Here is a 26,461-nt window from a genome sequence, read left to right on the forward strand (position 1 = left end):
CAAATATTAAAAAAATGAAGTCAGAAAAAGGCTTTACGATCGTTGAGCTCTTGATCGTCATTGTGGTCATTGGTATTTTAGCCGCGATCATTATTGTTGCTTATCAGGGCGTAACATCACGTGCAAAAGCTGCTCAGTACGTAACTGATGTCACATCAATTATCAAGAAGGGTGAGTCGTATGCTGCAATTAACAATAACTACGCTCTTACTGCGGCAGGCTCCGATTTAGCTAGTGTAACTACGCAAACAACCACTGGAGGAACGCTTACGGCACTATTTAATGCTACTAATGAGACCAAACTACCTGCTTCTGTCGCTATTTTCGCAGTCGTAGCTTATGGTAGTGGACCATCGCTGGCACAAGCAAATGTTGCAATTAATATCAGCTCAACAGTCAACTATTACTACGTATCCTATTGTACAACTGGTAAAGGGATGCGCGTGTACTACCCAGATCCTGTTGGTAGCACTGTTAAGACATCTGATGTAGGTGTTTGCCCTTAGTCAACTCTCTATGCAAATTAAATACTCCGTTTAACTGAACGGAGTATTTAATTTGCATACATCTATGTAGCTAATGAACTTATTTTTAACTACAATTATTTATCACTCGGTAATGGGAATTGCTTTGTGAATTCCTTCACCTCAATGCGAAGTGCATTCAAAGCTTCATCATCCTCGCGCGCGTCAATCGCCTTTTTCATCCATTCGGCCAGTGTCGCCATGTGTTCTTCTTTCAACCCTCTTGTAGTCACTGCTGGAGTGCCTAACCTAATACCACTTGGGCGGAAAGGCGGGAGTGGATCATCGGCAACTGAGTTGGCATTAAGTGTCAGACCAATCTTATCAATTGCAATCTCGGCTACTTTGCCATCAATACCAAAGCTTTTGTAAACATCGGCAAGAATCAAATGATTGCTAGTTCCGCCCGTTACAAGCTTAAATCCACGTTTTTGAAGCTCATCTGCGAGGACTGCAGCATTTTTAACTATTTGAGCCGCATATTGCTTAAATTCTGGCTTAAGCGCTTCACCAAAAGCAACTGCCTTCGCTGCAATGACATGCATATGAGGGCCTCCCTGCATACCAGGAAAGATTGAGCGATCAATAAGTGTTGGGATGTTTTCTATTGTCTTTTCAGGAGCCCTAAGCGGATTACCGACTTTACCTTTTGTGAGGATGAGACCGCCGCGTGGACCACGAAGAGTTTTATGCGTTGTTGTCGTGATAACATGGAACCCATAGTCAAATGGATTCTTTGCAACACCACCGACAATCAATCCAGCAATATGTGCCATATCTGCCATAAGTAGTGCCCCGACTTCATTACCAATTGCTGCAAACTTTGCGTAGTCAAGTTCACGAGGGTACGCACTGAATCCAGCGATGATAATCTTGGGTTTGTGCTCTAAAGCGAGAGCAAGAAGTTCGTCATAATCAATTTCGCCGGTTTCGATATTTTTCATTTTATAACGAATGAAGTTGTATAGTTGTGCGCTACGAGTTACTGGCGCACCGTGTGTTAAGTGCCCACCATGAGATAAGTCCATCGCTAAAACTGTGTCACCTGGCTTCAGCCATGCACTATACACTGCTTCGTTAGCAGGAGCGCCGCTGTGCGGCTGAACATTCGCATGATTGGCTCCAAATAACTGTTTTGCGCGGTCAATTGCGAGCTGCTCTACCTGATCGGTAAATTCCTGACCACCGTAGTAACGTTTTCCCGGATACCCTTCAGAATACTTATTTGTAAAGACACTTCCTAAAGCAGTTAGGACATCACGACTAACATAGTTTTCACTTGGGATGAGCTCTAAACCTTCGCGCTCACGGGTTTCTTCGCCTGCAATTAAATCGGCAATTATTGTGTCTTTCATACCACGTATCTCCTCTTTATATACTATTATACACCATTGACTTTATATCATAGATGATATAACATAAGTGACATGGAACCAGACAACTATAAATTGAAAATTGGTCAACTCATTCAAGAAACAAGGCAGCACCGTGGGTTTACTCAAACGCAGCTAGCCGAAGCGCTCAACACAAGTCAGAGCGCTATTAACCGTATTGAAAAAGGTGGTCAGAACATCAGCCTTGAGATGATCGCGCGTATCAGCGACGTACTATCTCGCAATATTGTCACGCTCAACCAAACAGGAAAAATAAACTTTCAGGTAAATGGTGGCCGAACATTATCTGGATCAATCGAAGTAAAGACAAGTAAGAATGCAGCTGTTGGTCTTTTGTGCGCAAGTCTCCTAAATAAAGGAAAAACAACTCTCCGCAGAGTTGCTCGGATTGAAGAGGTCAATCGTATTATTGAAGTTTTAAATAGTATTGGCGTTAAAACAAAATGGCTACCACATAATGACCTAGAGATCGTACCTCCAAAACGCCTGCAGCTTGAAAAGATGGATGCAGAAGCCGCTAAGCGAACGCGCTCTATCATCATGTTCCTCGGCCCTCTTTTGCATCAATACCGTGATTTTAAGATACCATTTGCTGGTGGCTGTAATTTAGGAACACGAACCGTAGAGCCTCACATGGTAGGCCTAGCTCCATTTGGTCTATCTGTTGAAGCGACAACAAACTACTACCATGCTACTTCAAAAAAAGTTGGTGTTGACCGTGCGATCTTACTTACTGAACGCGGCGAGACTGTTTCTGAAAATATTATTATGGCAGCAGCACTCTATCCTGGAAAAACTGTCATACGTAACATTAGCTTTAACTATATGGTTCAGGATGTTTGTTATTTTGTGCAAAAATTAGGTGTAAAAATTGATGGAATAGGAACCACGACTTTAACAATACACGGTGTTGATTCTATCGACATGGATGTTGAATATTACCCTAGTGAGGATCCGATCGAAGCTATGAGCTTTGTTGCTGCAGCATTAGTGACAAAATCAGAAATTACAATAACACGAGCACCAATTGAATTCCTCGAAATCGAGTTAGCCGTTCTTGAAGGTATGGGCCTAGAGTTTGAACTTAGTGATGAATACAAGGCAAGAAACAATCATACGCGTCTTGTCGATATTCACCTCAAGCACTCAACGCTTCATGCGCCTAAGGACAAGTTGCATAGCATGCCCTTCCCTGGTGTAAACATGGATAATCTCCCATTCCTTGGTTTAATTGCAACGGTAGCCCACGGCCGGACGCTCGTACATGATTGGTCGTATGAGAATCGCGCAATTTACTTTACAGAACTCTCGAAGCTAAACGCAAATATCGAACTTGTCGATCCACATCGCGTCTATATTACAGGTCCAACAAAATGGAAGCCAGCTGATGTCGTTGCACCACCTGCGCTTAGACCATCTGTTGTAGTACTGCTTGCGATGCTGGCTGCTCCTGGAACATCAATCCTTCGTGATGTTTATTCAATCAATCGTGGATACGAAGAACTTGCAACTCGTCTCAACTCACTTGGCGCAGATATTGAAACCGTCCTCGAGATGTAAGTATGGTCTGCATCTGTTAGATATGCTATCATTAGGTGCGTAGCATATGGCGAATGTAGCTCATCTGGTTAGAGCGTCGGGTTGTGGTTCCGAAGGTAGTGGGTTCAATCCCCATCATTCGCCCCAAATTAAAAAGTAGTCTTTTGGGACTACTTTTTTAGCTAAATGGATTAAACGATCTGCCCTGCGGCTCGCGAAATGCTGGAGTACTTGGACGTTTTGGTATTGTTAATCCACCAGTTTTTGAATTTGACGACTGACGCTCCGGCCTCTTATCAGTACGGCCAGCTTTTGTTCTATTTTCCTGTCTATCCATTCTGTACGGGTTTCTTTTAATGTCACTCTTGATACCTAGTGATTCACGCACCTCACTATAGTAATCAGTCTTCAGTATACTTGGCTCTATGTCAGCACCCATACTTTTATGAGCTTCTATGCGTGCTTTTGTTGCAGCATCTTCGTAGGACCCAATTGTTGAACGGTTATTTTCAATTTCACGACGTTTATTAAAAGACTGATTGGCAGTCCGATGAGTCATAGCAGTTGCATCGGTATTATCAAAGGGAGTTGACGATGGATTAATGTAATCATGTATCATAACTTGTTATGCTTTTTATTATAGCAAAGTTACTGGTATAATACAGAGAGTCTGCGGGCGTCGTATAATGGCTAATATGCCTGCCTTCCAAGCAAGCGATGAGAGTTCGATTCTCTCCGCCCGCACCACAGATAGATTTTTTAAGACGCCAGAATTTTTTCTGACGTCTTTTTTGTTATAATCAAACTATGCCAAAGACTGATCCCCTTTTCAATTCATTACAGCAGATGATTATAGATCTCTCTTTAATAAATCGTAACCACTACCTTGCGAACACTGAGCGACGTGAAAATGATATAGAACATAGCATGACTGTTGCGGTTTTGTGCTGGTATATACACGATAAATATAAAATAGACTTGAACATAGGAAGTATTCTTAAGTATGCGATTACTCACGACTTTGTTGAGCGCTATGCTGGTGATGTCAACACATTTGCTAGTGCTGAAGAGCGAAACGCAAAAATATATCGTGAGCAACAATCATTAAATAGATTGTCAGAAGAATTTAGTGGATTCAATGATATGGTCTCATCAATGCAAAAGTATGAGCTGAAACAAGATGATGAATCTCTATTCGTGTGGACGGTAGACAAAATGCAAGGACTCATAATGGGCGATATGGACTCCTGGCGACCTTACGCCGAAATAGATATAAATTACGAAAAATTTGTGGTTAAATATGGTGAGCTCTTAGAAAAATCATCCAGCTACTGCCGGGAAATATTCGAAGGACTCATAGAGCATAGCAAGACTACGTATTACGATCAGCCCAAAGTATAATATATTAATAAAATATTAGGCCTACCCTGTCTCATGTTTTGGGTAGTTAGCATACTCATGATGTTATAATAGCCAAGTACGCCCCGATAGCTCAGCTGGATAGAGCAGAGGACTTCTAAGCCTAAGGTCGCAGGTTCAAATCCTGCTCGGGGTACCAAAGCATAAACATAATGTGATATATTTGTATTATGAAATTCCTTAGGAACCATTGGTTCCACATCGGGTTCGTAGTCGCCATTCTTTTTTCAACATATCTCTTATCAGGACTTAATCAATTATCTAGTTTTCGTATTTTAATCAGCATTAGTTTTGTTGGTTTATTGCTACATCAGTTTGAAGAATATGTATTACCTGGACATTTCCCTCGCATGATTAACACTGTTATGTTTCATAGCAAAACACCCAATCGTTATCCGCTTAATCCGAATACGGCGCTTATTATCAATGTACTACTCGGATGGTTATTATATATTTTGGCAATAATCTTCGCCGATCATGCGGTTTGGCTGGCTGTTACCTCGATTATGATTTCTATTGGAAACGTTGTAGCGCATACATTCTTATTTAATATAAAAGGGAAAACCCTCTATAACCCAGGCATGGCGACAGCTCTTGGCATATTCTTACCCACGACAATAATATTTTTCCAGTTTGTTATTCAAACAAACCTTTTAGATGTTAATAATTTTATTATCGGCTTAGTATTGGGTATTATCCTCAATTATTTTGGCGTTCTCAAAATGATCACACTATTAGGAAAAAAGAATACGCCATATCATTTTAAATAACTTTTAATTTAGTTCTAATTTCGTATATAACGCTGTACCATTTTCGATAATTACTAAAATAGAACTGCTGATTCAAGTTCTATTTTTTATAGACCAGTCTGAAAATGGGAGCTTTGACTAATTTGTTATGATAAGGACATGAAACGATACCTTTCTTCAATCTTAGCTCAGATACTGGGTAGGCATGAATTAATAATATGAAGTACTGGATTAATGTAGTAAGCAGTGATCATGTTCAACGTGGCATCGAGGGTGGCTTTACGCAAGCAAATCACGGTAAGCCTGGGGCGCTTCGTAAAATGAATAGAGGAGACTGGTTGATATTCTATTCGCCGAAAACGAAGTTTGAAAATGGCGAACCACTTCAGACGTTCACGGCACTTGGAGAGATTATAGACGATGAACCATACCAAAGTGAAGTAAATAGCTCATTTAACCCATGGCGCCGTAATGTTCAGTTTGAAAATATTAGAGAAGCACCGATTAAGCCTCTTATTGAATCTCTTGATTTTATCGAAAATAAAATCCAATGGGGATATAAATTTAGATTTGGCGTCATAGAAATCAGTGAACGAGACTTTACGACAATAAAGCATGCACTATCTTATTAGTTTGAAAAAATGAGCATGAAGGTCTGTATTTACCTGTTATACTGATTTTAGAAACAATGGCAAAAAATAAAAAAAATATAAAGTTCCTCCTTTTGGCTAGCTATGCAAATAATCTTGGCTGGGGAGTTTATGCACCTCTATATGCTATATTCGTGTTAAAACTTGGTGGCACAAGTTTTGATGTAAGCTTTCTATGGAGTATATACGCGTTACTGACAGGGCTACTTATGATGCTTTTTGGACGGCTAGAAAATTCTAAGAAATATAATCCAGCTCTCATGCTCGTAATTGGTTATGGTCTATTTGTTATTATAGCGATCGGATTTTTATATGTTCATACAGTCCATCAATTCTATGCACTTCAAATACTACTAGCGTTTGCGATGGGCATTATGACACCGGCAGCACGTGCCAGCTATGCGAGAGCTCAGAAAAAAGGCAAAGAAGCTGGTCAATGGGGTCTATTCGATGGCGAGAATTACATTCTCATTGCTATTGCGTCATTTAGTGGTGGAATTCTGTATAAATTTGGAGGTTTTCATAGTCTCTTTATTGCTATGCTAGCAATACAACTTTTGGCGACATATCTTGCGATCATAAACCTGCGCTCAAACATGTCTAAGATAAATCTATAAAATAAAAATTATCTTTTGTAGCTTCTACTATTTCGAATAGGAAAGACAATTATACGTGTATGCATATCAAATTGATTATTCTCACTAGGTTATACTAATATATATGCTATTCATTACACTTGCTATCATGATGTCTATCTCTGCAGCGCTTGTTGAAGTCCTCTTTTTTGCAACAATTTCATTGCTTATGCATAAACTAATTGACAGGAAAACACCCTCTAAGAGGCAAGGTATTGCTGCCTGTGTTGGTATTATCTTATTTGAAATCATTGTCCTTGGTGTTGCTTATATGACAAATACGTACGAAACTTCAGTCCCTGATTGGCCTATATACCTAGCACTCTACATTATATCTGCCGTACTAGTTGGCTATCTCTCCATGAAGCTAGTAGAAAAAATTAAAAAGTAACGGTACTAAGTACCCATCTCGTCATGGTTTGGTAACCGACTGTATGATGTCTGCTACAATGAAGGTATCATGTCATTCCAAGCCTATCTTGATAACATTGAAGCTAAAACTGGCAAAACTCCTAACGATCTTATTGAGCTTACAAAACAAAAAGGCTACGACAATCCAGCAACAAAATCTATGGTGATTATTAATTGGTTAAAAGAAGATTTTGACCTTGGACGCGGACACGCGATGGCAATAGTACATATCATCAGAAATGGGGATACAATACCCGATAATAATGTTGGGGGTACCGGTGTTCATAGAGACGCATCAAATACCCTGAAGCTCGACGGCAAGGATAGCTAGGCTGTAAGAACTATGTCATGGCAACTTTTCACAGCTATAAGTGTTCTGACATTATCTTCGTCTGTATTACTGCAGCGAATACTACTCTTTAAAGATAAAACTGACCCGTATGCATATGCCGTTATATTCCAAGGCCTTGTAGGAATTCTCTTAACCGTACTTGCCATTATTATTGGTTTCAAATTACCAAATATAGAGAAGCTTATTATCCCCGCCATTATTTCGGTTGTTGCATTTGGAATTGGTCATATCATTTATGCGAAGACTCTTCAGATAGTAGAGGCATCTGCATTCTCAGTCCTTTTTGCAACTCAGGCTATCTGGATTATGATGCTCGGTATTATCCTTTTTCACGAGTCTCTCACTATATTACAGCTCGTGGGTTCGCTCTTCATTTTTGCAAGTGTTGGCCTGCTTATTAAAAATATACGTTCACTTACTATAGATAAAGGAACGGCCCTTGGTCTTCTCACGGGAATATTATTTGGTATTGCTATTACGAGTTGGTCATACGTGGGCCGCCATACGGACGGACTATCTTGGGCTGCGATTAGCTTCATAGGAACAGCCATTGTTGCATTTACGGCAAAGCCAAGCTCAATGCATAAAATGCCTCCACTCTTGACGGGTAAATTATTCCCAAAACTCCTCGTTCTTGGAGTACTTTATGCAATTGGTAGTGTCGCTATGTTATTTGCGTATAAAGAAGGAACTTTTTCTGTCGTCACCCCACTACGGCAAACCTCAATAATCGTCACTGTTCTACTAGCACTCTTATTCCTCCCGGGGGAACGTAACCGATTAAGGATAAAGCTAGCTGCCTCACTCATCTGTTTTATTGGTGTCATGCTTATAGTATTTTAGTATACACATAATATAGAAAGTACTTGCCATTCACACGAAATACAATACTTCTACTATTACTGTCAAGTCAAAAAGACTATACTATTTACTATATGAGACAAACAATTGCAGAATTTATCCGTTCCCAACCCATTAAACTTTTCACTAAAAATGAAATATTGTTACAGCAAGGTGAAATACCTACGTCAATTTTCGCCGTTCGCTCGGGACTAGTAAAAATTAGCGATATATCTATTGAAGGCTTTGAGCAGATGCTGTGGCTAGCAAAGAAATATGATGTCATTCCACTCGAATGGCTATTTGATGCCAGCACTGTTTCGCCGTTTTTTTATACTGCCCATGTTGATACGGAAGTGTTTGTCGTTCCCAAGGATGAGTTTTTGTATCACATAAAAGACGATGGTGAGGCAAAGTCAGAAATCAATCTTGCAATCAGTATGAAGCAACGACAACTACTTGAGCATATTAGCTCTACACTTAAGCCAAAAGCGAGAGATAAAATTACACACATGCTATATCACATCGGGCTTCGCTTTCAGGAAAGTGACGATGGTGATGATTCATCGTTACCGCTGACGCATCAAAATGTTGCAAACCTTGTTGGCATTACTCGAGAAACAGCTTCTCTTGAGCTTCGCGTATTAAAGCAAGAAGGATTTATAGACTACGGTAAGCAAAATATCACTATCCATACTAATAAATTGGCAGAGATCGTTGATACTATTTAATTCGTTATAGCGATCGGTGGATCATATCTCACCTTATAGCTGTATACCCAGAGATTTTTTGAAAACTCTTTCTGACTCATGCGCTCGAAATGATTATCATAGTAATTTTTTATCTTTTCGTTATAACCCTGATCATAACTCAGCATAAGCCACGCAGTTTGGTATGAGTCAGTATTTGATTTTACTTCTGCATCGAGTTTTGCCGGATCAAATGCAGGAACACTTCCCTGTTCAAATCTATTCCATATAGGTTGTGTCGTTACTTTTGCTGGACCTGTGTAATAGTACTCTGTAGGATAGATTGTAAATGGAGCAGATAAAACGATGACATCTTTACTTGTTGCCTTATTATTTAGATAACCTACTGCCTGGCTGTAATCTTCCTTAACGGGTGTGGCAGGATTGAGAGTCTGAACGACAAATAGCCCAAGAATACCAGCTACAAGGATGGCCCTAAGAGCAAGTGCTAACTTTTTAGGATACGTTGATATTATCCATGCAATAAATATGACAAGTGCTGGTAATGCCACAATCAAATAACGGCTTTGGTAGAATGGACGTAGAGTGACGCTTATAAAAAATGCCCCTAGTACCGGCACGACCGATGCAGCAACAAGAAATAATGCTTCTTTTGTCGTTTTGCGACTTTTTTGTAATCCAAAGAACGCAAGCAATACAACTATTGGCCAAAGCGATACGATAACAGTGTTCAAACTATCAACCTGAAACCCAAAAATAAATTGAGCATACGTATTAAATAAATCGACACTTGTCGGCTCCATTAGGCTTGGCTGTGTGTTACTTGCAGTTCCCAGTTTGTATACATAATATAGCCACGGTGCAATTGATGCCGCTACCAAAATGCCTGAAATCGTAAACTTCCGAAATGCTTTTTTGACGGCGAATTCTTTTCGTGCAAGTATGAAGAATACTATTTCCGCGAGCAACACAAAGGCAAAGAAATAATGGCTATATATCCCTAAGATCGCGGTTACCGTAAACCATACCCAGTGTACAGGCTTACCTTCGCGAAATAGTTTCATAAATGCAAGTTGATGTACAACTGTAAAAAATGCGAGCATTGAATACATGCGCGCTTCGGATCCATACCAGTCCATGAATGGTGATATTGTGATGAGAAGTGCCGCAAATAGACCTACTCGTCTATTAAATATATATGTCGCAAGAAAATAAACAGCCGGTATAGTAGCGACGAAGAAGACTAGTGACATCATGCGCGCGGTAAATATGTCGTTACCAAATAAGACCTGCCAATAGTGAAGTAGGATGTGGTAAAGAGGCACATGCACATCCTGCGCTACCAAGTTAAGAAGTCCAGGTACATCACGGTTTGTCTGGAATAAACTTTGCGCTTCGTCAAGACGAAGACTCGTATGAGCAAAAACTGTCACACTGAAGTAGATAGCAAACAGCATCATGCAAAAAAGAGAAAGGTATATCAGAAATTTTTTATTTGCTACAAACGATGTTAAGAATTTCATTATACTGTTTCTCCTTCAACAGCTAATGCTATCTCTTCAGTTTTATCTGGTTTATCTTTTTCAAATGCAGCACTTATAAATGGTACAAATATAGCAATGTATATAATTACCCATGTTGCGTTTGTAATGATGGATGGGCTGAATCCTTCACGTAGAAAACCAACAAGCACACCGAACACAGCAAGAGCGATGTAAACAAGATGGGGTGTAACAAGGTATCCATGATTACCACTCACCTTTTTCTTTGAAGTAACGACGAATCCACTCTTTTTACCAGTAAGAATTTGCCATACTGCTTTTATATGAATCGGAAATGAGCTGAGGCTGAAAGATAATGCACGGAATGTATATGAAAAGTTACTTGTAAGTTGAATGGTATATAAAACGATAAAAATATAGGGCAAAAATATTAGCGCTAGTGTCATCGTACTTATTGATAGCGGCTCAAGTCCACTATAAAAGTAAATGAGCGGCATAACGGCATTAAGAAATACGATTAGTCCAGATAAATAAAAACTAGCCGATGAAAGATATTGAATACGCTGTGATAGTGTTAGGCTTTTACGGAAAAATGGGTTAAATCGAAATACAACCTCTAGACTACCTCGTGCCCAACGAAATTGCTGCTTGTAATACGAAAGAAAGTCTTCAGGTGCAAGTCCTTCGGCAAGAACTTCACCAACATATATGGACTTACCACCTTTTTCATGTATGAGTAAAGATGTCAAAAAATCCTCAGCAATACTTGTCTCACTCATTCCTCCGGCCTCAAGTAGAGTTTTTCGACGAAGAATCATATTTGTTCCACACATAAATGCAGTGTTTGATGAATCTTTTCCTTGTAAAATTGCTCCGAAGAAAAGCGCCTGCTGATCCCATGCTCCACCAGTGACCATATTCTCATTATGATTCTTGTAATATTGAGGTGATTGAACAAATGCAACCTTCTCATCAGTAAAGTACCCCATCATTTTTGCAAGAAAGGAATGCTTCGGTACATGGTCGGCATCAAATATAACAACAAATGGCTCTTTTGTTTTTGAGAGAGCGTGGTTTATATTACCCGCCTTGGCACCCCCTGGTTTTTTACGAGTTAGACATTTGATACCATATTTATCCGCGAGTACCTCCGCTTCTTTCCAGTTGTCTCTATTCGCAACAAAACCATCATTAAGAATATAGACAGAGTACGTTGGGTAGTCCATTTTTAATACAGCCTTAACAGTCTCTTCAACGATATCAGTCGGCTCACCACAAACAGTAATATATACTGCAACATTTGGCTTAAAAGAAGGGTCGAAATCCTTCTGACGCTTACGCGGCCATACGCTATGAATATATCCAAAAACTTGCCATAAATGAAAGACTTCACCAATTATTAAAAGTGCAAATAGAAACGGGTTACCAACCTTGAAAAATAGTGCTATGAAAATGAAATAAGTAACCGACAAAACCATGTTAAGTATGAGGAAGAGTGGGCTCACGCGAGTTGTTTTTAAAAATTCCATTTCACTATACCTACTTTAAATCTGCCGATAAATTATCTAGTTTATTGTCATGAAGCGCAATTCCAAACCATGCCCAGTTGTCTCCATAGTACGTCATAGGATTTGTCCACGAGTTTGTATTTTGATCATAGAGTGGTTTTAGTTTTTTATCATATATCTCGCTTGCGATCGTTGGTTCAACGACTGAGAAATAACCTAGAACTGTCGCATAGGTTTCTGCAACCTCATCTGATTTTATGACACTCCCATCATGAGCATATGTCGAATATATTTTCCCATTCTTCTCCCACTGATCTTTAAAGAAGCTAAGTTTTGAAAGTGTATCCTTAGCACGGGGTTCCTGATTCCACTGATAGTCAAGTGCTAATCGAAACGGCGTCCTCATAGCATCGTACCCATAGTTTGTCGTGAGTGTTGATGTATCTTGAACCGCTGCTAATTCACCAGTATCTTTATTGAGAGCAATCCAGTCTGGGACAATCTTTGCTGATGATCCCTTATCAAGTTTTAAATCAATAGATTTATTTATAACGTCATATGATGATGTGACTAATCCGCTCCAGTCATGGTCTTTGTCGATCTTTGCAAACAATCGATACGCGTATGGTGCAAAATATGACGGGTTAACGATAGCATCCTTACTTGAATCTTTCTCAAGGTTATTAGATGCAAGATATGGAGTACCTTTTACTGTAATGACTTCGTTTTTCCACATATCACTTACGATCGCTTTTGCTTCATTCAGATAACTCTGATTTTGCCAACGACTTGCAGCCATAATAAGAGATAGAGCAATGTCACTATCTGCATCAGATGCAGTATTTTGGCCTCCCTGATCAGTTAACGTTCCATACGTCCCATCACTCTTTTGACCCCATTTCCATGCGAACAGCGCGTCATTAGGACGATTCATGTGACCTTTTGTCCAAGTCCATGACTTATCGAACGTATCACGATCACTTTGCCATACGGCACGCAGCATAGTGTAGCTCTGGCCTTCAGAAGTAGTTATATTATTTTGTTGCTTATCAAGCGTTCTCCCAGTATCTTTCTCCCAATATACTTTCTTATAGTTGTCCCATAGACCAGACAAGAGTGTCCTGTCAGAAAAAACAAGATTCTTATCAGCGTTATCACTACTTCTGAAAGTTGCATACACAGCTACACCCGCACTTGAGACTATAAGCACAACTGCAATAAACTGGATGATAAATTTTTTTGTCATTCAGGTGCTCCTATTGCTTATTTAATGCTAATGATGGATTTGAGCCGACGACATTTGCATACATCCACTGCCTTGAATATCTGTATGAAAACACGTATAGAAGTGTTCCAACGATAGCGCCAGCTGCACCTACTGCATAAAGTCTATCGCGCTCAGATTGACTGATTTTTGAGCTACTGTAAAATGCTGGCATGATTGAGTGTCCGGCCTGGTAAGAGGCGAGTTGAGTAGCTGCTGCAGATGTATCTACTACTGGAGCAACTGCCTGCATTTCAGAATTTGCATTTGAGGCTTCAGGTATTGCGCTCACAAGTGGGACAGGAGACTCTTTAGCTACTGGAGCTACTGGAGCTGGTGGACTGACTGGAGCAACCTGAACAGGATTCGTAGTAGATTGCTGAGGAGTAACAATTGGGGGTATCGGAACTACTGGAACAGTAACAGTTGGCTTGGCAATGGTACTATTACTCATGACCGTTTTATCTTTTTGATTTTGATCGGTAGTAGGTGTAGTAGGTAATATAATATTAATAACATCTTTTAAAGACAGTGCCTGAGTAGGAGTAGTACTAGCACCTACTGTAAGCACGCTTGCAGCTATAACAAGTATTGCTATAAAAATATATTGTTTAAAAATTCGTGTATTTATAGTAATCATATCTTTATAGTACCCTTAGCTAAGATGTACGTATGTAAGATAAATCACAATAGAAAACATTTATTTTAAACTAGGCTGGAATCACAAAAAAGAGAGCAGTAATAGCAAGCGCAATGAATAGTACCTGAAAATTCATTTTGCGAGCACGCGCCTTATCAAGTGCAATTGACTCTTTCATTTCAACCTTGGCAGCTTCATCATCAGTATGATACATTCCAGCTGAAGCGTAACCTACGCAGAATTTATTCTTCGCTTGTAAAAATCCTGTTGCCATTAAAAATGCAGGAAAAAATACAGTCAACCTAAGGGGAAGTGGAGCGTGAAGAAGCACTAAAACTACCGCGAGGATAACCAAAGCAACGAGTCCTACAACGCCAATTGTTTGTCTCTTTTTTATCTCACTATGATTAATGTTACAAACACCTGGTATATAAGTTGTAGTTGGTTTCATGTAGTTAGTATACATCTATGTTAATGAATCACCGTAAGATATCTTACAGACCAACTGAGCATAGGTACGTATATTTAGTGAATGTCTAAGCAATATATAGATCCTGTTAATCAAAAGACGGTTCTTATAACTGGAGCATCGAGTGGCCTTGGCTATGCTTTCGTAAAATACTTTGCACTTCACGGCTACTCAGTAGTCATGGTAGCTAATGATAAGCCAAAACTTGAAGCAGCAGCTGAAAGCATTAGAAAACTTTGCTCAAGTACTATTCTATCGATAAGTTTAGATCTAAGCCAGCCAAATTCTGCACGAGTCCTATATGATTTAATACGCAAAAAAGATGTTTGTATCGATATACTTATAAATAATGCCGGCTTTGGTAGTGCTGGAGCATTTTCTGAAATTGATTATACGAAAGAGGAAGATGAAATGACTCTCAATATGATCACACTCACACTTTTAACAAAACTATTCCTAGTGGATATGTTAAAACGTGATAGTGGTATGATTTTAAATATTGCTTCACTTGCCGCAACTACTCCAGGCCCTTTTATGGCAGTGTACTATGCAACTAAGGCGTACGTTCTACACTTTAGTGAAGCTTTGAGTGAAGAGGTTAAAAATACTGGTGTCACAGTATCTGTCTTTTGCCCAGGACCAACAAAGACAAACTTTGCCGCTACAGCTGGAGTAACAAAATCTAAACTATTTTCTAGAGATCTACCTAACGCAGATATGGCCGTAAAAACTGCCATCAAAGGCTTAATTAAAAGTAAGCGGACAATATTCGATAATTCCAGGAACCATGCAATGGCAATCATGCTCCGTTTTATCTCAAAAAAGAGCGCATTAAAAATTACATCTCGCGTTAATCGAAGCTAGGGCATCTACATACAAAACATTACTCATGTATAGGTGTATAATTCATTAGGATGGAAAAAAATCACACAACTGAACTAGGGCAACTTCTTGAGCAAGCATCATACAATATTGCATCTTATGATCAACTAGAAGATTCTTCAAAACACGAGCAGACTGTACACGTACAAAACGTTGCTAATGCTCTTTTATTCGCGTATGAACAGCTCCGCAATGCCTCTGAAAATATCGAAGACCACCTACTCGTACAGAAGGCGATCCTACGCTTCTACCGCCGTAATCTCTCATTTACTACAAATAAAATGCCGACAGGTCTTGGCACAGAACTAATTATTGAATTAACTCAGGTAGAATATCTTCAAAACGATACGATCCCCCTATCATCTGTAACAAAAATGGACGAGATGATTACCTCCTACTATGAACTATTCTGGATGGTACGAAAGCAATACCCAAGCTTACCTGTTCAGAGAGTTGAGAAATGGATACTTGAAATTCTCTCTGTTAAATCTGAACAAATATTTAATAACCCAATCCGCATTCTTTCTTTTGCGCGATTTGCACACTCTCATTTTACAAAACTTATAAGCTATGATCATGTCATTACTTCTGGCACTCCTATAGAAAAAGCTGACTATCCAACACTTCTATATATAAGCATCCATAAAGCATTGTTAAAATCTGATGATGCGAACGTACGAAGCGAGCTACAAGACCTCTACGCAGTATTACCCACAGCGGCAAGCCAGTTTGTTGAGTTCAATACAAAATACGATAATCTCGTCGGTCTTGATGCGACAACTAAATTATCTCGTTTAATCCTAAAAAATGCTGCACCCTTGAAGATAATACGCTCCACGTTCTTTGATAGTAAAGAAGACTACCGCGCAGTTGACCTATCAAAGAAGGATCGACTCACCAGCGCAATCAATACTGATATAGACATGGAGTATCAAAGCGTTAGAAAAAGCGTTAACGTTGGAATCGTAAAAAGTATTATCTTCCTTCTCATAACAAAAGCCCTCATTGGGCTCTTGATTGAAATCCCTTACGACATGCTTTTAACTGGATCAATTGTTATCGTTCCCTTACTAATAAATCTCTTGTTCCCTCCTGTCTTCTTAGCTGTAACGGCACTTACATTTAAGCTTCCGGGTGATGCGAATAAACTAGCATTAGCCACGTACATACAAAGTATGTTATATGACGAACCTAGTATTCCCCGACCAACACTAAAATATACAGAACCCGTTAGCAATACACCTCTCTTTAACATCCTCTACGTTGCCGTATTTATTGGAGCATTCTATCTTGTTGGCTCGCGTCTTGCAGCCCTAAATTTTAATCTCGCACAGGGTTTCATATTCTTCATATTCCTTTCCACCGCAAGCTTCCTTGGATACCGTTTGACACTTCAAATAAAAGAACTCGAGCTTATCAATACCAGCCAAGGTTTCATTGCGCTTATAAGAGATTTTCTTTACGCTCCGTTTATATTTCTTGGAAAAAGAATTTCTTATCGTTTTGGTCAATTAAACTTAATCGCACAAATACTCGACACGGTCATAGACTTGCCACTTAAAACGACGGTTCGTCTTGTACGTCAGTGGATGATATTTTTGAACAATAAAAAAGATGAGTTACTCTAGCATGCAATTACAGATTGGTGTCAAAGTCCTTATAAAAAATAGTAAAGGTCTTTACTTACTCGTACAGCGTACCGATACGCTTTCGAATAATCAAGAACATGCATGGGACATACCGGGTGGACGAATAAATCCAGAAGAGGACCTCCGTAGTGCGCTTACACGTGAAGTTAACGAAGAGATTGGTATTAAACTTACCGATGCGCCAAAGCTTATTGATGCGCAGGATATATTTGTAACAACCAAAGATCTTCATGTCGTACGGCTCACATACACTATAGACATGGACGTAAGTGACATAATACTCAGCCAGGAGCACCAAGCACATACATGGACAAGTCTTGAAGACGCATTCCAGCTAAATGTTGATCCGTATCTTAAAAAGATACTGTCGAAGCTACTCTAGAGCCTTGCAGTCATCATAACGTTAATAATCGAACTATATACTTCATAGGCAATGTGTTCGTATTCTTCCGAAGTATTCGAGAAGTATTCCATCATAATTCCGTCGTTGACTTCGAGTACCATCGTTTCACCTGACTCAAGTTCAATAACATCAACAGACGCTAACCTCAAATCCAAAACCTCCGTTGATTGTACTGCAAAAAGTACTTGAGCGGAAGTTGGTTTAACAAGTTCAGGGGTTGCACCTTTTCCTAGATTAAACATTTTTAGTCCGTGCTTTTCGACTGGGTGCTTTGAATACGCAACGAGAACCTTACCATCTAGCATGATGAGACGTATCTCTCTTGCAATATTAAGACGTGGCGAAATAGCCCATGCCTCAATTGGGCTACCTTCTAAAGACCTTTTCGCTTCTGCTATGTCATTAAACGCCCTTACACCATGTCCACTTGTACCCATAAGAGGCTTTAAGACTATACCCTCGGGCCACATAATAGCTGGCCAGTTATCCTTCGTAGCCTTTGTTCTTATCAGTCGATGTTCGGCAGCTGGGACACCACCTGCATGTAGCACTTCATATGATGCAACTTTATCTTGAGCAATAGTAGCGGCAGCGGAATCATTAAGCGCAAACTTATACCCACAAATACGACGGGTAATGTCACCTTTATTAAGTTCAAGAATCCAGTCATCAGAAAAAGTCTTAAGTGATATCTGGTTTACCTCGCAAATATAACGAACTATTCTTACCAAACGACGATCAACAATGTATTCTCCGCTTTGCATAAGTTCATTATAACTCACTGTTAGCTGGCGCGTAATATTACTGATTTATTATCGTACTAGACATAGCAATCTGATTTGCCTGGTCTTGACTTCCCAGTATCTGTTCGACTTGTTCACGGGTAATAGTGATGATACTGCCTGGGGCCACAGCACCTGAGAGCATCTGCTTAGCTATCGTATTCTCTACTGCCTTTTGTACAATTCGACGCATTGGGCGGGCACCAAGACGCGGGTCATATCCACGCTCAACTAGCAGAAGTTTTGCCTCTTCTTCAACATTAACACTGACTTTCTGTAGAGCGAGATTTTTATTAATACCAGCAAGGATAAGGTTTATGACCTGCACTAGTTCAGGCTTATCAAGTGGGCGGAATGTAACAATTTCATCAAAGCGATTCAAAAATTCTGGACGGAATTGATTTGTACTTATAAGTTCATCAACGAATTGTTTTTCAAATTGCTCTAACTGATAACCCCGATCAATGTACTCACGAATACGATCAGCACCTGCGTTGGACGTTGCAATAACGATTGTGTCACGGAAACTGACTTCACGGTTTTTAATATCACGAAGAATACCCTCATCGAGCAATTGCAGTAGTGTCGTAAGAACCTGCGGATGTGCTTTTTCAATCTCATCAAGAAGGACAATACTAAATGGCTGCTTCATTGCACGCGCTGTCAAACTTGACGGATCATCAGCACCATCTGCAATAAGTCGTGAGACATCCTCAGGACGTACGTACTCGTTAAGATCAAGCCGAATCATTCGGTCCTCTCCGCCAAAGTACACATCTGCTAGTGCCTTTGCAAGTTCAGTCTTACCGACTCCAGTCGGGCCAAGGAAAAGAAAGGTGCCTATCGGACGATTTGTGTTACGAACGCCTGCACGAGCTCGACGTATTGCATCACTGACAACACCAACTGCTCGCGTTTGGTTAATCATACGTTCATGTATCAGCGTCTCCAAATTCAAAAGCTTTTCTCTGGCATCAACTCCTGTCTCAACGCCAACCTTAATACCCGATGTCTGTTCGATAGCCTGCTGAACGGAGTTGATTGTTACCAGTCCAGTTTCACTATACCCAGCTGCAGATTCCATAAGCTTTACCGCTCTCCCAGGCATAGCAAGATCATGAACATAACGTTCGCTAAGGCGGTACGATTCTTCAAGTGACTGATATGTATAGGTTACTTTACGTTTAAATTCCGTCAATATTAATTGATCACGCATGACTGCAATAGTCTCGTCTTTGTTGGCTTCGGTAATTGAAATACGGTTCAGGGCGTTTATTAGCTGAGGATTACGCTGGCCAATTTGAAGATACTTCTGTTCATCCATCGTCAGAATAATACGTAAGTTACCTACTTCGAGTATAGGTAAAAGAACATTCGATAAATCAACAGACCCAATTCCCTCTTCAAAAAATAGTTGAGCATTATCAAGACAAATAATAATATTTTTTGCGCTATATGCTTCACCAAGCACCTGCATAATTAGATTCTCTAATTCTCCTCTACCAGGCGCAGCTGCAATCAGAGCAGATGAATCAAGAATAAACACTTGTCGAAACTTAAGCTTTTCGGAAAGCTGAGAACTAGCATCAAGTAGCTTCTCCGCGAAACCATGGACAATTGTCGTCTTACCAACACCTGCTTGTCCAACAAGCACCGCGTTCTGTCGACCGTCTGTACCAAAAATATCTATCAGCTGATCCCTCGCGGATTGATGTGCTTCTAGATCAACCGATAGCAGCCCGCCTCGACTAATCTGCTCACTAATATTTATACCAAATCTATTGAGAAGAGGAATATAGCCAAATGACCAGTCACGAGCAATTCCACCAGTTCTCTTCGGTTTACTGTGGCGGTCAATAAGATCACGAATATGTTGCTGCCATAAGACACCACGTATTAAATCAGCATCATCAAGATTGAGATGTGCGAGAAGAAGTTGATTATCGGTATATGCTCTCATAAGTGCGACCACTAAGACACTACCTGTTATATGATCCAACTTTGTTTCGTTATAGACTTTGAGCGCTTCTTGCCAAATAATATTACTAACTTCTGCATTGTCAGATGAGATATCTTGCAAAAACTGAGAAGTAATACCAAATCGGGCACCAAAAAACTGCCCACTTGATGTTCGTCCTACCGCTTTTGCAATATCTTTTGGAGTCGGAACCATCGGTAACTGCCCAAGTATATCTCCAGAGATTATGTCATTGATACTTGTAACTACTTTACTTGAAGGTATATGTTTTAATTCATACTTATACCACCGTGAAACCATGTACGGTAATGCAGCCAATCCAACCAGAATCCAACCTACCGACTGGCCAATAATAATCAGTCCAATACCACTTAGAATTAGGACTGTAACAATAACAACCATTAAACGATACCAGGTTTGCCCAATACGTGCACCAATGCGTGCTTTTTTAGCCCTTGGGCTATCATAATTGAATGTAGGTTCTATATTTTCCATGGAATCCAGCCTACAATAAATAATGTCAGCCCTACTAATGGCAGTAGTGGTGCGCATGCCCAAATAAGTAATGCAATGGCACTGACAATTGTATAAACGATAATAGCGAGAATGCCAGCTATCATGACTGCAATTCTTACGAAGGCGCCAATGAGACGAGATATAACTCGATCAGCGAATGCCCGTAACTTCACTTCAAGAGACCCGTCGACTTGACCAGCTGAAATTTGCCTGAACGGAGAGAACAGAGTCCGCGCGAGTAGGCCAATCGAGAAGTAATCTAGCATTGCTGAGAGTTGTTCATGAAGAATCGTGAAGCGTTGTCTCCAACCTGCCCCGTACCACCACGAAAGAATCCCCACGATAAACATACGTCTATTGTAACGTACTAAAGGCGCTTAAGCTATAATAGGTATATGTCAAAACCATACGTGACAATGCTCGGTAAGACCGTCCGCTATATTGCCAAACTTCGTGGTGGTGGTTCTGCACTTCCTGGTCTTTTCGTTGAACGCATAGATCCAGATTTCATTCGACGTACACTAGCCCAATTACCAGATGGAATTGTCGTTATCAGTGGTACAAATGGTAAAACGACAACAACAAAAATGGTGGTAGAACTGCTTGAAAGCCAAGGAAAAAAAGTTTTTACAAACCGGACTGGTAGTAACTTTACTCGAGGCGTTGCTGCTGCACTTATCGGCGAGGTTGATATGAAAGGGAAACTAGATGCCGACATTGCAGTTTTAGAGCTAGATGAAGCACATGCCGTCCATTTTGTTGATAGTATCCCACCTCGATTCAGTCTTTTGCTTAACGTCATGCGCGACCAATTGGATCGGTTTGGAGAAATTGACACAACGGCAAATTTACTTAACCACATTGCACAAGCAACAACAGAAGGAGTCGTACTCAACCGCGAAGACCCGCGTGTTGCGCGGATTGAGCAAAGTCTCGTAAATCAAAAGGTAGAATTTTTTGGTCTGAGTACTGATGTTCGCCATCTCTTCCCAAATGATGATGAGCTACACGGAGCAAAGCTTAAAGCTATCAAACTGCCGCAGGCTGCAGTGACACTTGATGCATTTAACGGCAAAGCTGCTGAATTCACAGTAGATGGTCGGCAGATATCAACAAGCCTAAAACTTCAAGGTATATACAATGTATATAATGCTGCCGCTGCACTTGCGCTCGTGAAGCTAGTCGTTGGTAGTGAATTACGGTACGATACTCTTATCGCTAGCCTTTCAAATGTCGAACCAGCCTTTGGGCGAGGTGAAACAATAACTGTTGGAGGTCAGCCAATTGAACTTGTGTTGGTAAAAAATCCAAGTGGTTTTAGGTTAGGGCTCAGTTCATTTCCACCTGAAGATCACGCGACGATGATTGCGATCAATGACAACTACGCTGATGGCCGTGATATGAGCTGGTTATGGGATGTTGACTTTGATAGCCTAAGGCCCTCAGGTGTTGCAGTCGTATCTGGCATACGTTCATATGACATGGCCCTTCGTTTACAGTACGATGAAATTGAAGCAGCATTTATAGAACCTGATTTAGGTGAAGCTTTACAAACTTTCATAACAACCTATTCGGATGAACCAAAGCGCATATACTGTACATATACTGCAATGCTTACACTCCGCAAAGAACTAGGAAAAATAACACACGTCGAGGTCATTTCATGAATAAGAAGTCAATTACAGTCTTGCAGTTATACCCTCGTGATATGAATATTTATGGTGATTGGGGGAACGTTCTTGTCCTCAAGCGTCGTCTGGAATGGCACGGATATGAGGTAGATTTACTCGACTACAACCAAGGTGATTCCTTCCCAGAAAATGTTGATATTATCATCGGAGGTGGAGGGCAGGATTCTGGCCAGAATATTATTCAGGCCGACTTATTAAGAATTGGTCCAATATTAAAAAAATTAGCCGATAGTGACACGCCTATGCTGATGATATGTGGTCTGTATCAATTATTTGGAAAGTTTTTTAAAACAAAAAGCGGACAAGTTATTGAAGGGATCGGTTTACTGGACATCGAAACGTACGCTGGTGATGAGAGGCTTATTGGTAACATTACGACAACTAGTATATTTGGCGATATTATTGGATACGAAAATCATAGCGGCCAAACATTTCTTGGAAAAGATGCAACTCCTCTCGGACGAGTAGTAAAAGGAGCTGGCAATAATGGGCATGATGACACGGAAGGTGTTCGGTACAAAAATATTATCGGTAGCTATCTTCATGGCTCACTCTTACCAAAGAACCCTGCTATTGCCGACTTCTTGATTGAACGTGCTGTTGTTCGCCGTTATGGTGAGTTTGTACCGACAGTCATTGATGATAGGTTCGCAGATGAAGCTAGAAGTCGCGCGCTAATGCGACCCCGCTAAGTCGTTAAGCACTTTGTAATTTTTTCAGCTCTTCAATTACTTGGTCGCCATGACCTAGTGGTGTCACACGTCCATATACTTTTACGACATTGCCTGTTGGATCAATAATAAATGTCTTACGCAGTATACCTTCGCTACCAAATTGCTTTTTGCCCCATGCTCCGTAGCTATCAATAACTATCTTGTTCGGATCACTCAACAGAGTAAAGTTAAGCGTGTGTTTTGCTTTAAATTTCTCATGCGAGCTTGCGTCATCGCGACTGATGCCTATGACCTCTGCGCCAAGTTCAGCGATATCATCTCTAGCATCTCGAAGACTGCAAGCCTCGACAGTACAACCTGGCGTCTCATCTTTTGGATAAAAATAGAGCACTAACCACTTTCCAGTAAAATCAGTCAGTTGGTGTTTATTGCCGTCACTGTCACTTAGTGAAAAATCTGGGGCAGGGTAGGGGACATCTTTTTTCATACTACTTATTATACTCCCCTATTATTGTAACCTCTCAGGAGAATCTAAAAATGTGTTTGCTATAATATGTGAAGTGAACGACAAAAACCTTGTGAATAAAACGAAGAACCGCATTATTGCACTTGATTATCTTCGTGGCTTTTTTATTCTTGTTATTATCGTCGATCACTTGTGGCGCTGGCCAAATATTTTTCAATATGTCAGTGGTCGAGGGGAGCTATGGACATCTGCTGCTGAGGGCTTCGTAATTATTTCTGGATTACTTGTCGGCTATATACGTGGCTATAAAGACCGCAGTAAGCCCCTGCTCGAAGTAACTAAGAAACTTGTAAAACGAGGAATTATTCTCTACATCTGGATGATTATCACCACCCTGACGCTAGTCAGTATTTCGTGGCTCCTCACGTTCAAAGGAAATATAGCCTATATACCCATACCGACTAATGATTGGAAAGGTCTGATTACGAGTGTTCTTAGTTTTGATTATGTTCACACTCTCACCCATTTCTTATATCTTTATGCGATTTTCCTCTTTATATCACCTCTTGTTATATGGTTATTCAGGCAGCGCCTCGCATGGATTGTCGCAGTTGCATCTGGATTTCTCTGGTGGATTGGTCTTGTACAGGATATTGAATGGATGCAGTGGCAGGTATTATTCTTCATTCCAGCAATCGCTGGCTTTTACCTTGAAGCACTTCTTACTTGGTACCGTCAGCTTGGTTCCACAACAAAAAGAATTATTCGGTTATCGAGCATAGGCCTGACTCTAAGTACTGCGATCATATCCGCTGCCATTATCTTACCGACCGAACCAGCGACGTTCAAAAATATTCTTTTTAGTCGAGACCCCTTAACTTTAGCTAGAATAGCAATATCATTCGTTTGGTTTGTTGGACTCATAAGCCTATTCCAATATATATTGCCTTTTCTTGAGCGCTATTTTAGCTGGCTCTTGCGGGTACTTGGGCAAAACTCATTAACCGCATATATCGTTCATATCGTACCGCTAATGATATGTCAGTTCTTTCTAGTAGAAGTAGACAATTTTTGGATAAATTCCCTACTTGCCCTCGCATGTATTTTGGTGACATGGTCGATATTAAAAATACCGCACATCAACAAATTTATTCCACGTTAATATTTGAGACATGTAACGGACCAAAGTTACTTGTTGTTTGAACTTTATTTTCGAAATTCAATTGTACACCTTCGTAATAAACGTATATGACATTTGTCTCACCCTTTAACTCAGTCGATGGATTCTCGACTCGCTTTGGACTATTACTGAGTGGAGCATAGCCTCCAGATAGTGAAGCGGTTTCGCTATAGAACCGAAGATCACAAGATGATGGGAGATAGTAGGATATTTCTATAGCAGTATACGGATCCGCCGCAAGAACAATTTGTCCGTCTTTACATGAAATCGTACTTACTGCTTGTTTGACCTGAGGTTGCTGAAGGCGCTGGAAATTGTAGTTACCTACTTGAATTAACTGTGTCACACCAGCAAGCATGATAACAAGCACAGCCGAAGCAAGCAGCTTTGTAGTACGGACATTGTCTTTGATTGCGAATGATACAATTACACCGACTAGTAGTATCAAACCAAGCACAACATGCGCAAGATAACGCTCAACATACATTGCCCGTACGAGTGATACGAGTGTAAGTATAATAATCGGAACCATAAAATACATGAGAAGAAGCATAATGGACTGCACGTCTGACTTTTTTATATACTTGATAGCTCTTACTGTTAATACAATCAATGCGACAGTAAGCACAACGAACACGAGAGACCAAAGCGCCGTTAATTGCCAAGCTGGCTGATACAGAAACTGAAATGAAACAATACCAATGAGATTATCGACAGTTAAGGGTTGTGATATCGGTGCGAGCGCACCGTTTGTAATTTGAGAGACAAACGTAGGGAGCCACGGCAGGAATAATATGACGCTACCAACATAAGCCGCTAGCCCTGATGACTTGAGGACAGACTGCTTGTTCCTGCGCGCTAACCATGTCAGCCAGACCACGTGTGAGATCCAAATAAGTACCGTGTAGTAAAGCGTGTATACTCCCAGCGAAACAAGTGCAGCATAGCCACCATACAGCAGCCATTTTTGTCGGCGTTCCTTAGCTTCAAGCGCTACAACAAGTACATACGTTGCTGCAATACATATTAATGAAGCGAGCGCATACATCCGTATCTCAAACGCATAACGCAGAAGAAACGGTGATATAACTGCAAATGGTAACGTTATGAGTGCTGCACGAATACCGAATAAACGCCGAACAAGTAGTATTCCTATTGCAACTGCACCGCCGGCAGCGACAACACTAAGACTCCTGAGTGCAAATTCATTCCAGCCAAATACTGTTGCCCAGCCTTTTAATAGCATGTAATACAGTGGAGGGTGGGTATCTAACCCTGTCATATGGAGTAAATCACCAAGTGGTAATTTTGCAATTGTGATTGAGTACGCTTCATCAAACCAAACACTTTGACGAAGCCCGATCCAAAGTGCAATAGCCATAAATAGAACCACACCTAAGGCAATTACAAGTGCATGATGTTTTTCAATCCAAGATTCTTTCTTTGGCATTATTTTTTCAACGAGCTTTTTAAACATATTCATATGTTTTCTATCTTATATTTTTTGAAATGAAATAGCCAGGCAGGTCTGGCAAAACCCCTTGTAATGGTATATAATCTGTCAAGTACACACATCGGGGTGTGGCGCAGTTGATAGCGCGCTCGGTTTGGGACCGAGAGGTCGAAGGTTTGAG

Annotated in this window: 28 protein-coding genes and 3 tRNA genes; 19 read left to right on the forward strand and 12 right to left on the reverse strand. The window is 40.4% G+C overall.

The features are described 5' to 3' along the window. The coding region (locus ABIS22_02125) for a prepilin-type N-terminal cleavage/methylation domain-containing protein (protein MEO7740690.1) at nucleotides 1–506 on the forward strand (506 nt) is incomplete at its 5' end. Between the two features lie 95 nt (nucleotides 507–601). Here the strand turns inward: ABIS22_02125 and glyA are convergent. After that, nucleotides 602–1,879, reverse strand: coding sequence for a serine hydroxymethyltransferase (glyA, locus tag ABIS22_02130; protein MEO7740691.1), 1,278 nt, complete (start codon nucleotides 1,877–1,879; stop codon nucleotides 602–604). Nucleotides 1,880–1,951: 72 nt separating this feature from the next. Here glyA and ABIS22_02135 point away from each other — a divergent pair, with 72 nt between their 5' ends. Together ABIS22_02135 and ABIS22_02140 are read left to right on the forward strand one after the other, a co-directional pair. Beyond that, nucleotides 1,952–3,478 carry a UDP-N-acetylglucosamine 1-carboxyvinyltransferase gene (locus ABIS22_02135; protein ID MEO7740692.1) on the forward strand — a complete coding sequence of 509 codons (1,527 nt, stop codon included), beginning with the start codon at nucleotides 1,952–1,954 and terminating at the stop codon, nucleotides 3,476–3,478. 49 nt (nucleotides 3,479–3,527) lie between these two features. Next, nucleotides 3,528–3,604 (forward strand) — tRNA-His (locus ABIS22_02140). Between the two features lie 31 nt (nucleotides 3,605–3,635). On the opposite strand, the gene ABIS22_02145 is transcribed toward ABIS22_02140, so the two are convergent. Beyond that, nucleotides 3,636–4,076, reverse strand: a complete 441-nt coding sequence (locus tag ABIS22_02145; GenBank protein ID MEO7740693.1) for a hypothetical protein — start codon at nucleotides 4,074–4,076, stop codon at nucleotides 3,636–3,638. Nucleotides 4,077–4,129: 53 nt separating this feature from the next. Between ABIS22_02145 and ABIS22_02150 the strand changes: the two genes are divergently transcribed. The 10 genes from ABIS22_02150 to ABIS22_02195 all read left to right on the forward strand — a co-directional run bounded on the left by ABIS22_02150 (nucleotide 4,130) and on the right by ABIS22_02195 (nucleotide 9,244). Further along, a tRNA-Gly gene (locus tag ABIS22_02150) sits at nucleotides 4,130–4,204 on the forward strand. Nucleotides 4,205–4,264: 60 nt separating this feature from the next. Next, nucleotides 4,265–4,858, forward strand: coding sequence for an HD domain-containing protein (locus ABIS22_02155; protein ID MEO7740694.1), 594 nt, complete (start codon nucleotides 4,265–4,267; stop codon nucleotides 4,856–4,858). Between the two features lie 80 nt (nucleotides 4,859–4,938). Then, nucleotides 4,939–5,015 (forward strand) — tRNA-Arg (locus ABIS22_02160). 31 nt (nucleotides 5,016–5,046) lie between these two features. Further along, nucleotides 5,047–5,646, forward strand: coding sequence for an HXXEE domain-containing protein (locus ABIS22_02165; GenBank protein ID MEO7740695.1), 600 nt, complete (start codon nucleotides 5,047–5,049; stop codon nucleotides 5,644–5,646). Between the two features lie 197 nt (nucleotides 5,647–5,843). Then, nucleotides 5,844–6,257: an EVE domain-containing protein gene (locus ABIS22_02170; protein MEO7740696.1), complete on the forward strand. Its 414-nt coding sequence runs from the start codon at nucleotides 5,844–5,846 to the stop codon at nucleotides 6,255–6,257. A 56-nt stretch (nucleotides 6,258–6,313) separates the two neighbouring features. Then, nucleotides 6,314–6,892 (forward strand): MFS transporter, encoded by a 579-nt coding sequence (locus tag ABIS22_02175; protein MEO7740697.1) that lies wholly within the window; start codon nucleotides 6,314–6,316, stop codon nucleotides 6,890–6,892. Nucleotides 6,893–6,995: 103 nt separating this feature from the next. Further along, nucleotides 6,996–7,301, forward strand: coding sequence for a hypothetical protein (locus tag ABIS22_02180; protein MEO7740698.1), 306 nt, complete (start codon nucleotides 6,996–6,998; stop codon nucleotides 7,299–7,301). 69 nt (nucleotides 7,302–7,370) lie between these two features. Then, nucleotides 7,371–7,652, forward strand: coding sequence for a DUF4287 domain-containing protein (locus tag ABIS22_02185; GenBank protein ID MEO7740699.1), 282 nt, complete (start codon nucleotides 7,371–7,373; stop codon nucleotides 7,650–7,652). A 12-nt stretch (nucleotides 7,653–7,664) separates the two neighbouring features. Further along, nucleotides 7,665–8,516 carry a DMT family transporter gene (locus tag ABIS22_02190; protein ID MEO7740700.1) on the forward strand — a complete coding sequence of 284 codons (852 nt, stop codon included), beginning with the start codon at nucleotides 7,665–7,667 and terminating at the stop codon, nucleotides 8,514–8,516. A gap of 92 nt (nucleotides 8,517–8,608) precedes the next feature. Beyond that, on the forward strand, nucleotides 8,609–9,244 hold the full coding sequence (locus ABIS22_02195; GenBank protein MEO7740701.1) for a Crp/Fnr family transcriptional regulator: 636 nt from the start codon (nucleotides 8,609–8,611) through the stop codon (nucleotides 9,242–9,244). On the opposite strand, the gene ABIS22_02200 is transcribed toward ABIS22_02195, so the two are convergent. The 5 genes from ABIS22_02200 to ABIS22_02220 form a co-directional block, all read right to left on the reverse strand. Continuing rightward, on the reverse strand, nucleotides 9,241–10,746 hold the full coding sequence (locus ABIS22_02200; protein ID MEO7740702.1) for a glycosyltransferase family 39 protein: 1,506 nt from the start codon (nucleotides 10,744–10,746) through the stop codon (nucleotides 9,241–9,243). The two genes, ABIS22_02195 and ABIS22_02200, sit on opposite strands and share 4 nt — an antisense overlap. Next, a complete protein-coding gene (locus ABIS22_02205) occupies nucleotides 10,746–12,254 on the reverse strand; it encodes a glycosyltransferase (GenBank protein ID MEO7740703.1) in 1,509 nt (502 codons plus the stop codon). Before ABIS22_02205 ends, ABIS22_02200 begins: the two co-directional genes overlap by 1 nt. Before the next feature lie 10 nt (nucleotides 12,255–12,264). Then, nucleotides 12,265–13,479 (reverse strand): glycosyl hydrolase family 8, encoded by a 1,215-nt coding sequence (locus ABIS22_02210; GenBank protein ID MEO7740704.1) that lies wholly within the window; start codon nucleotides 13,477–13,479, stop codon nucleotides 12,265–12,267. Between the two features lie 10 nt (nucleotides 13,480–13,489). After that, on the reverse strand, nucleotides 13,490–14,137 hold the full coding sequence (locus ABIS22_02215; GenBank protein ID MEO7740705.1) for a hypothetical protein: 648 nt from the start codon (nucleotides 14,135–14,137) through the stop codon (nucleotides 13,490–13,492). A 70-nt stretch (nucleotides 14,138–14,207) separates the two neighbouring features. Next, on the reverse strand, nucleotides 14,208–14,588 hold the full coding sequence (locus tag ABIS22_02220; protein MEO7740706.1) for a hypothetical protein: 381 nt from the start codon (nucleotides 14,586–14,588) through the stop codon (nucleotides 14,208–14,210). 81 nt (nucleotides 14,589–14,669) lie between these two features. Between ABIS22_02220 and ABIS22_02225 the strand changes: the two genes are divergently transcribed. Genes ABIS22_02225 through ABIS22_02235 form a run of 3 tightly spaced genes read left to right on the forward strand, consistent with a single transcriptional unit; the run spans nucleotide 14,670 to nucleotide 17,519 of the window. Continuing rightward, nucleotides 14,670–15,470, forward strand: coding sequence for an SDR family NAD(P)-dependent oxidoreductase (locus tag ABIS22_02225; GenBank protein MEO7740707.1), 801 nt, complete (start codon nucleotides 14,670–14,672; stop codon nucleotides 15,468–15,470). 50 nt (nucleotides 15,471–15,520) lie between these two features. Continuing rightward, the gene (locus ABIS22_02230) at nucleotides 15,521–17,116 is read left to right on the forward strand and encodes a hypothetical protein (protein MEO7740708.1); all 1,596 of its coding nucleotides are present in this window, start codon (nucleotides 15,521–15,523) and stop codon (nucleotides 17,114–17,116) included. A 1-nt stretch (nucleotide 17,117) separates the two neighbouring features. After that, on the forward strand, nucleotides 17,118–17,519 hold the full coding sequence (locus tag ABIS22_02235) for an NUDIX domain-containing protein (GenBank protein ID MEO7740709.1): 402 nt from the start codon (nucleotides 17,118–17,120) through the stop codon (nucleotides 17,517–17,519). Here ABIS22_02235 and ABIS22_02240 read toward each other — a convergent pair. Genes ABIS22_02240 through ABIS22_02250 form a run of 3 tightly spaced genes read right to left on the reverse strand, consistent with a single transcriptional unit; the run spans nucleotide 17,516 to nucleotide 21,166 of the window. Then, entirely contained in the window at nucleotides 17,516–18,304 is a 789-nt protein-coding gene (locus ABIS22_02240; GenBank protein ID MEO7740710.1) for an ATP-grasp domain-containing protein, read from the reverse strand. The two genes, ABIS22_02235 and ABIS22_02240, sit on opposite strands and share 4 nt — an antisense overlap. 37 nt (nucleotides 18,305–18,341) lie before the next feature. Continuing rightward, on the reverse strand, nucleotides 18,342–20,795 hold the full coding sequence (locus tag ABIS22_02245; GenBank protein MEO7740711.1) for an AAA family ATPase: 2,454 nt from the start codon (nucleotides 20,793–20,795) through the stop codon (nucleotides 18,342–18,344). Beyond that, nucleotides 20,783–21,166, reverse strand: a complete 384-nt coding sequence (locus ABIS22_02250; protein ID MEO7740712.1) for a hypothetical protein — start codon at nucleotides 21,164–21,166, stop codon at nucleotides 20,783–20,785. Before ABIS22_02250 ends, ABIS22_02245 begins: the two co-directional genes overlap by 13 nt. A gap of 45 nt (nucleotides 21,167–21,211) precedes the next feature. On the opposite strand from ABIS22_02250, the gene ABIS22_02255 reads away from it, so the two are divergent. Next, a complete protein-coding gene (locus ABIS22_02255) occupies nucleotides 21,212–22,483 on the forward strand; it encodes a MurT ligase domain-containing protein (GenBank protein ID MEO7740713.1) in 1,272 nt (423 codons plus the stop codon). Next, nucleotides 22,480–23,199, forward strand: coding sequence for a glutamine amidotransferase (locus ABIS22_02260; GenBank protein MEO7740714.1), 720 nt, complete (start codon nucleotides 22,480–22,482; stop codon nucleotides 23,197–23,199). Before ABIS22_02255 ends, ABIS22_02260 begins: the two co-directional genes overlap by 4 nt. A 4-nt stretch (nucleotides 23,200–23,203) precedes the next feature. Here ABIS22_02260 and bcp read toward each other — a convergent pair whose 3' ends face one another. Next, nucleotides 23,204–23,668, reverse strand: coding sequence for a thioredoxin-dependent thiol peroxidase (gene bcp / locus ABIS22_02265; protein MEO7740715.1), 465 nt, complete (start codon nucleotides 23,666–23,668; stop codon nucleotides 23,204–23,206). 73 nt (nucleotides 23,669–23,741) lie between these two features. Here bcp and opgC point away from each other — a divergent pair, with 73 nt between their 5' ends. Then, the gene (gene opgC, locus ABIS22_02270; GenBank protein ID MEO7740716.1) at nucleotides 23,742–24,809 is read left to right on the forward strand and encodes an OpgC domain-containing protein; all 1,068 of its coding nucleotides are present in this window, start codon (nucleotides 23,742–23,744) and stop codon (nucleotides 24,807–24,809) included. Here the strand turns inward: opgC and ABIS22_02275 are convergent. After that, nucleotides 24,796–26,310 (reverse strand): glycosyltransferase family 39 protein, encoded by a 1,515-nt coding sequence (locus ABIS22_02275; protein ID MEO7740717.1) that lies wholly within the window; start codon nucleotides 26,308–26,310, stop codon nucleotides 24,796–24,798. The two genes, opgC and ABIS22_02275, sit on opposite strands and share 14 nt — an antisense overlap. Nucleotides 26,311–26,461 lie beyond the last annotated feature (151 nt).

The organism is Candidatus Saccharimonadales bacterium (genome assembly GCA_039928925.1).
Classification (GTDB): domain Bacteria; phylum Patescibacteriota; class Saccharimonadia; order Saccharimonadales; family Saccharimonadaceae; genus UBA6022.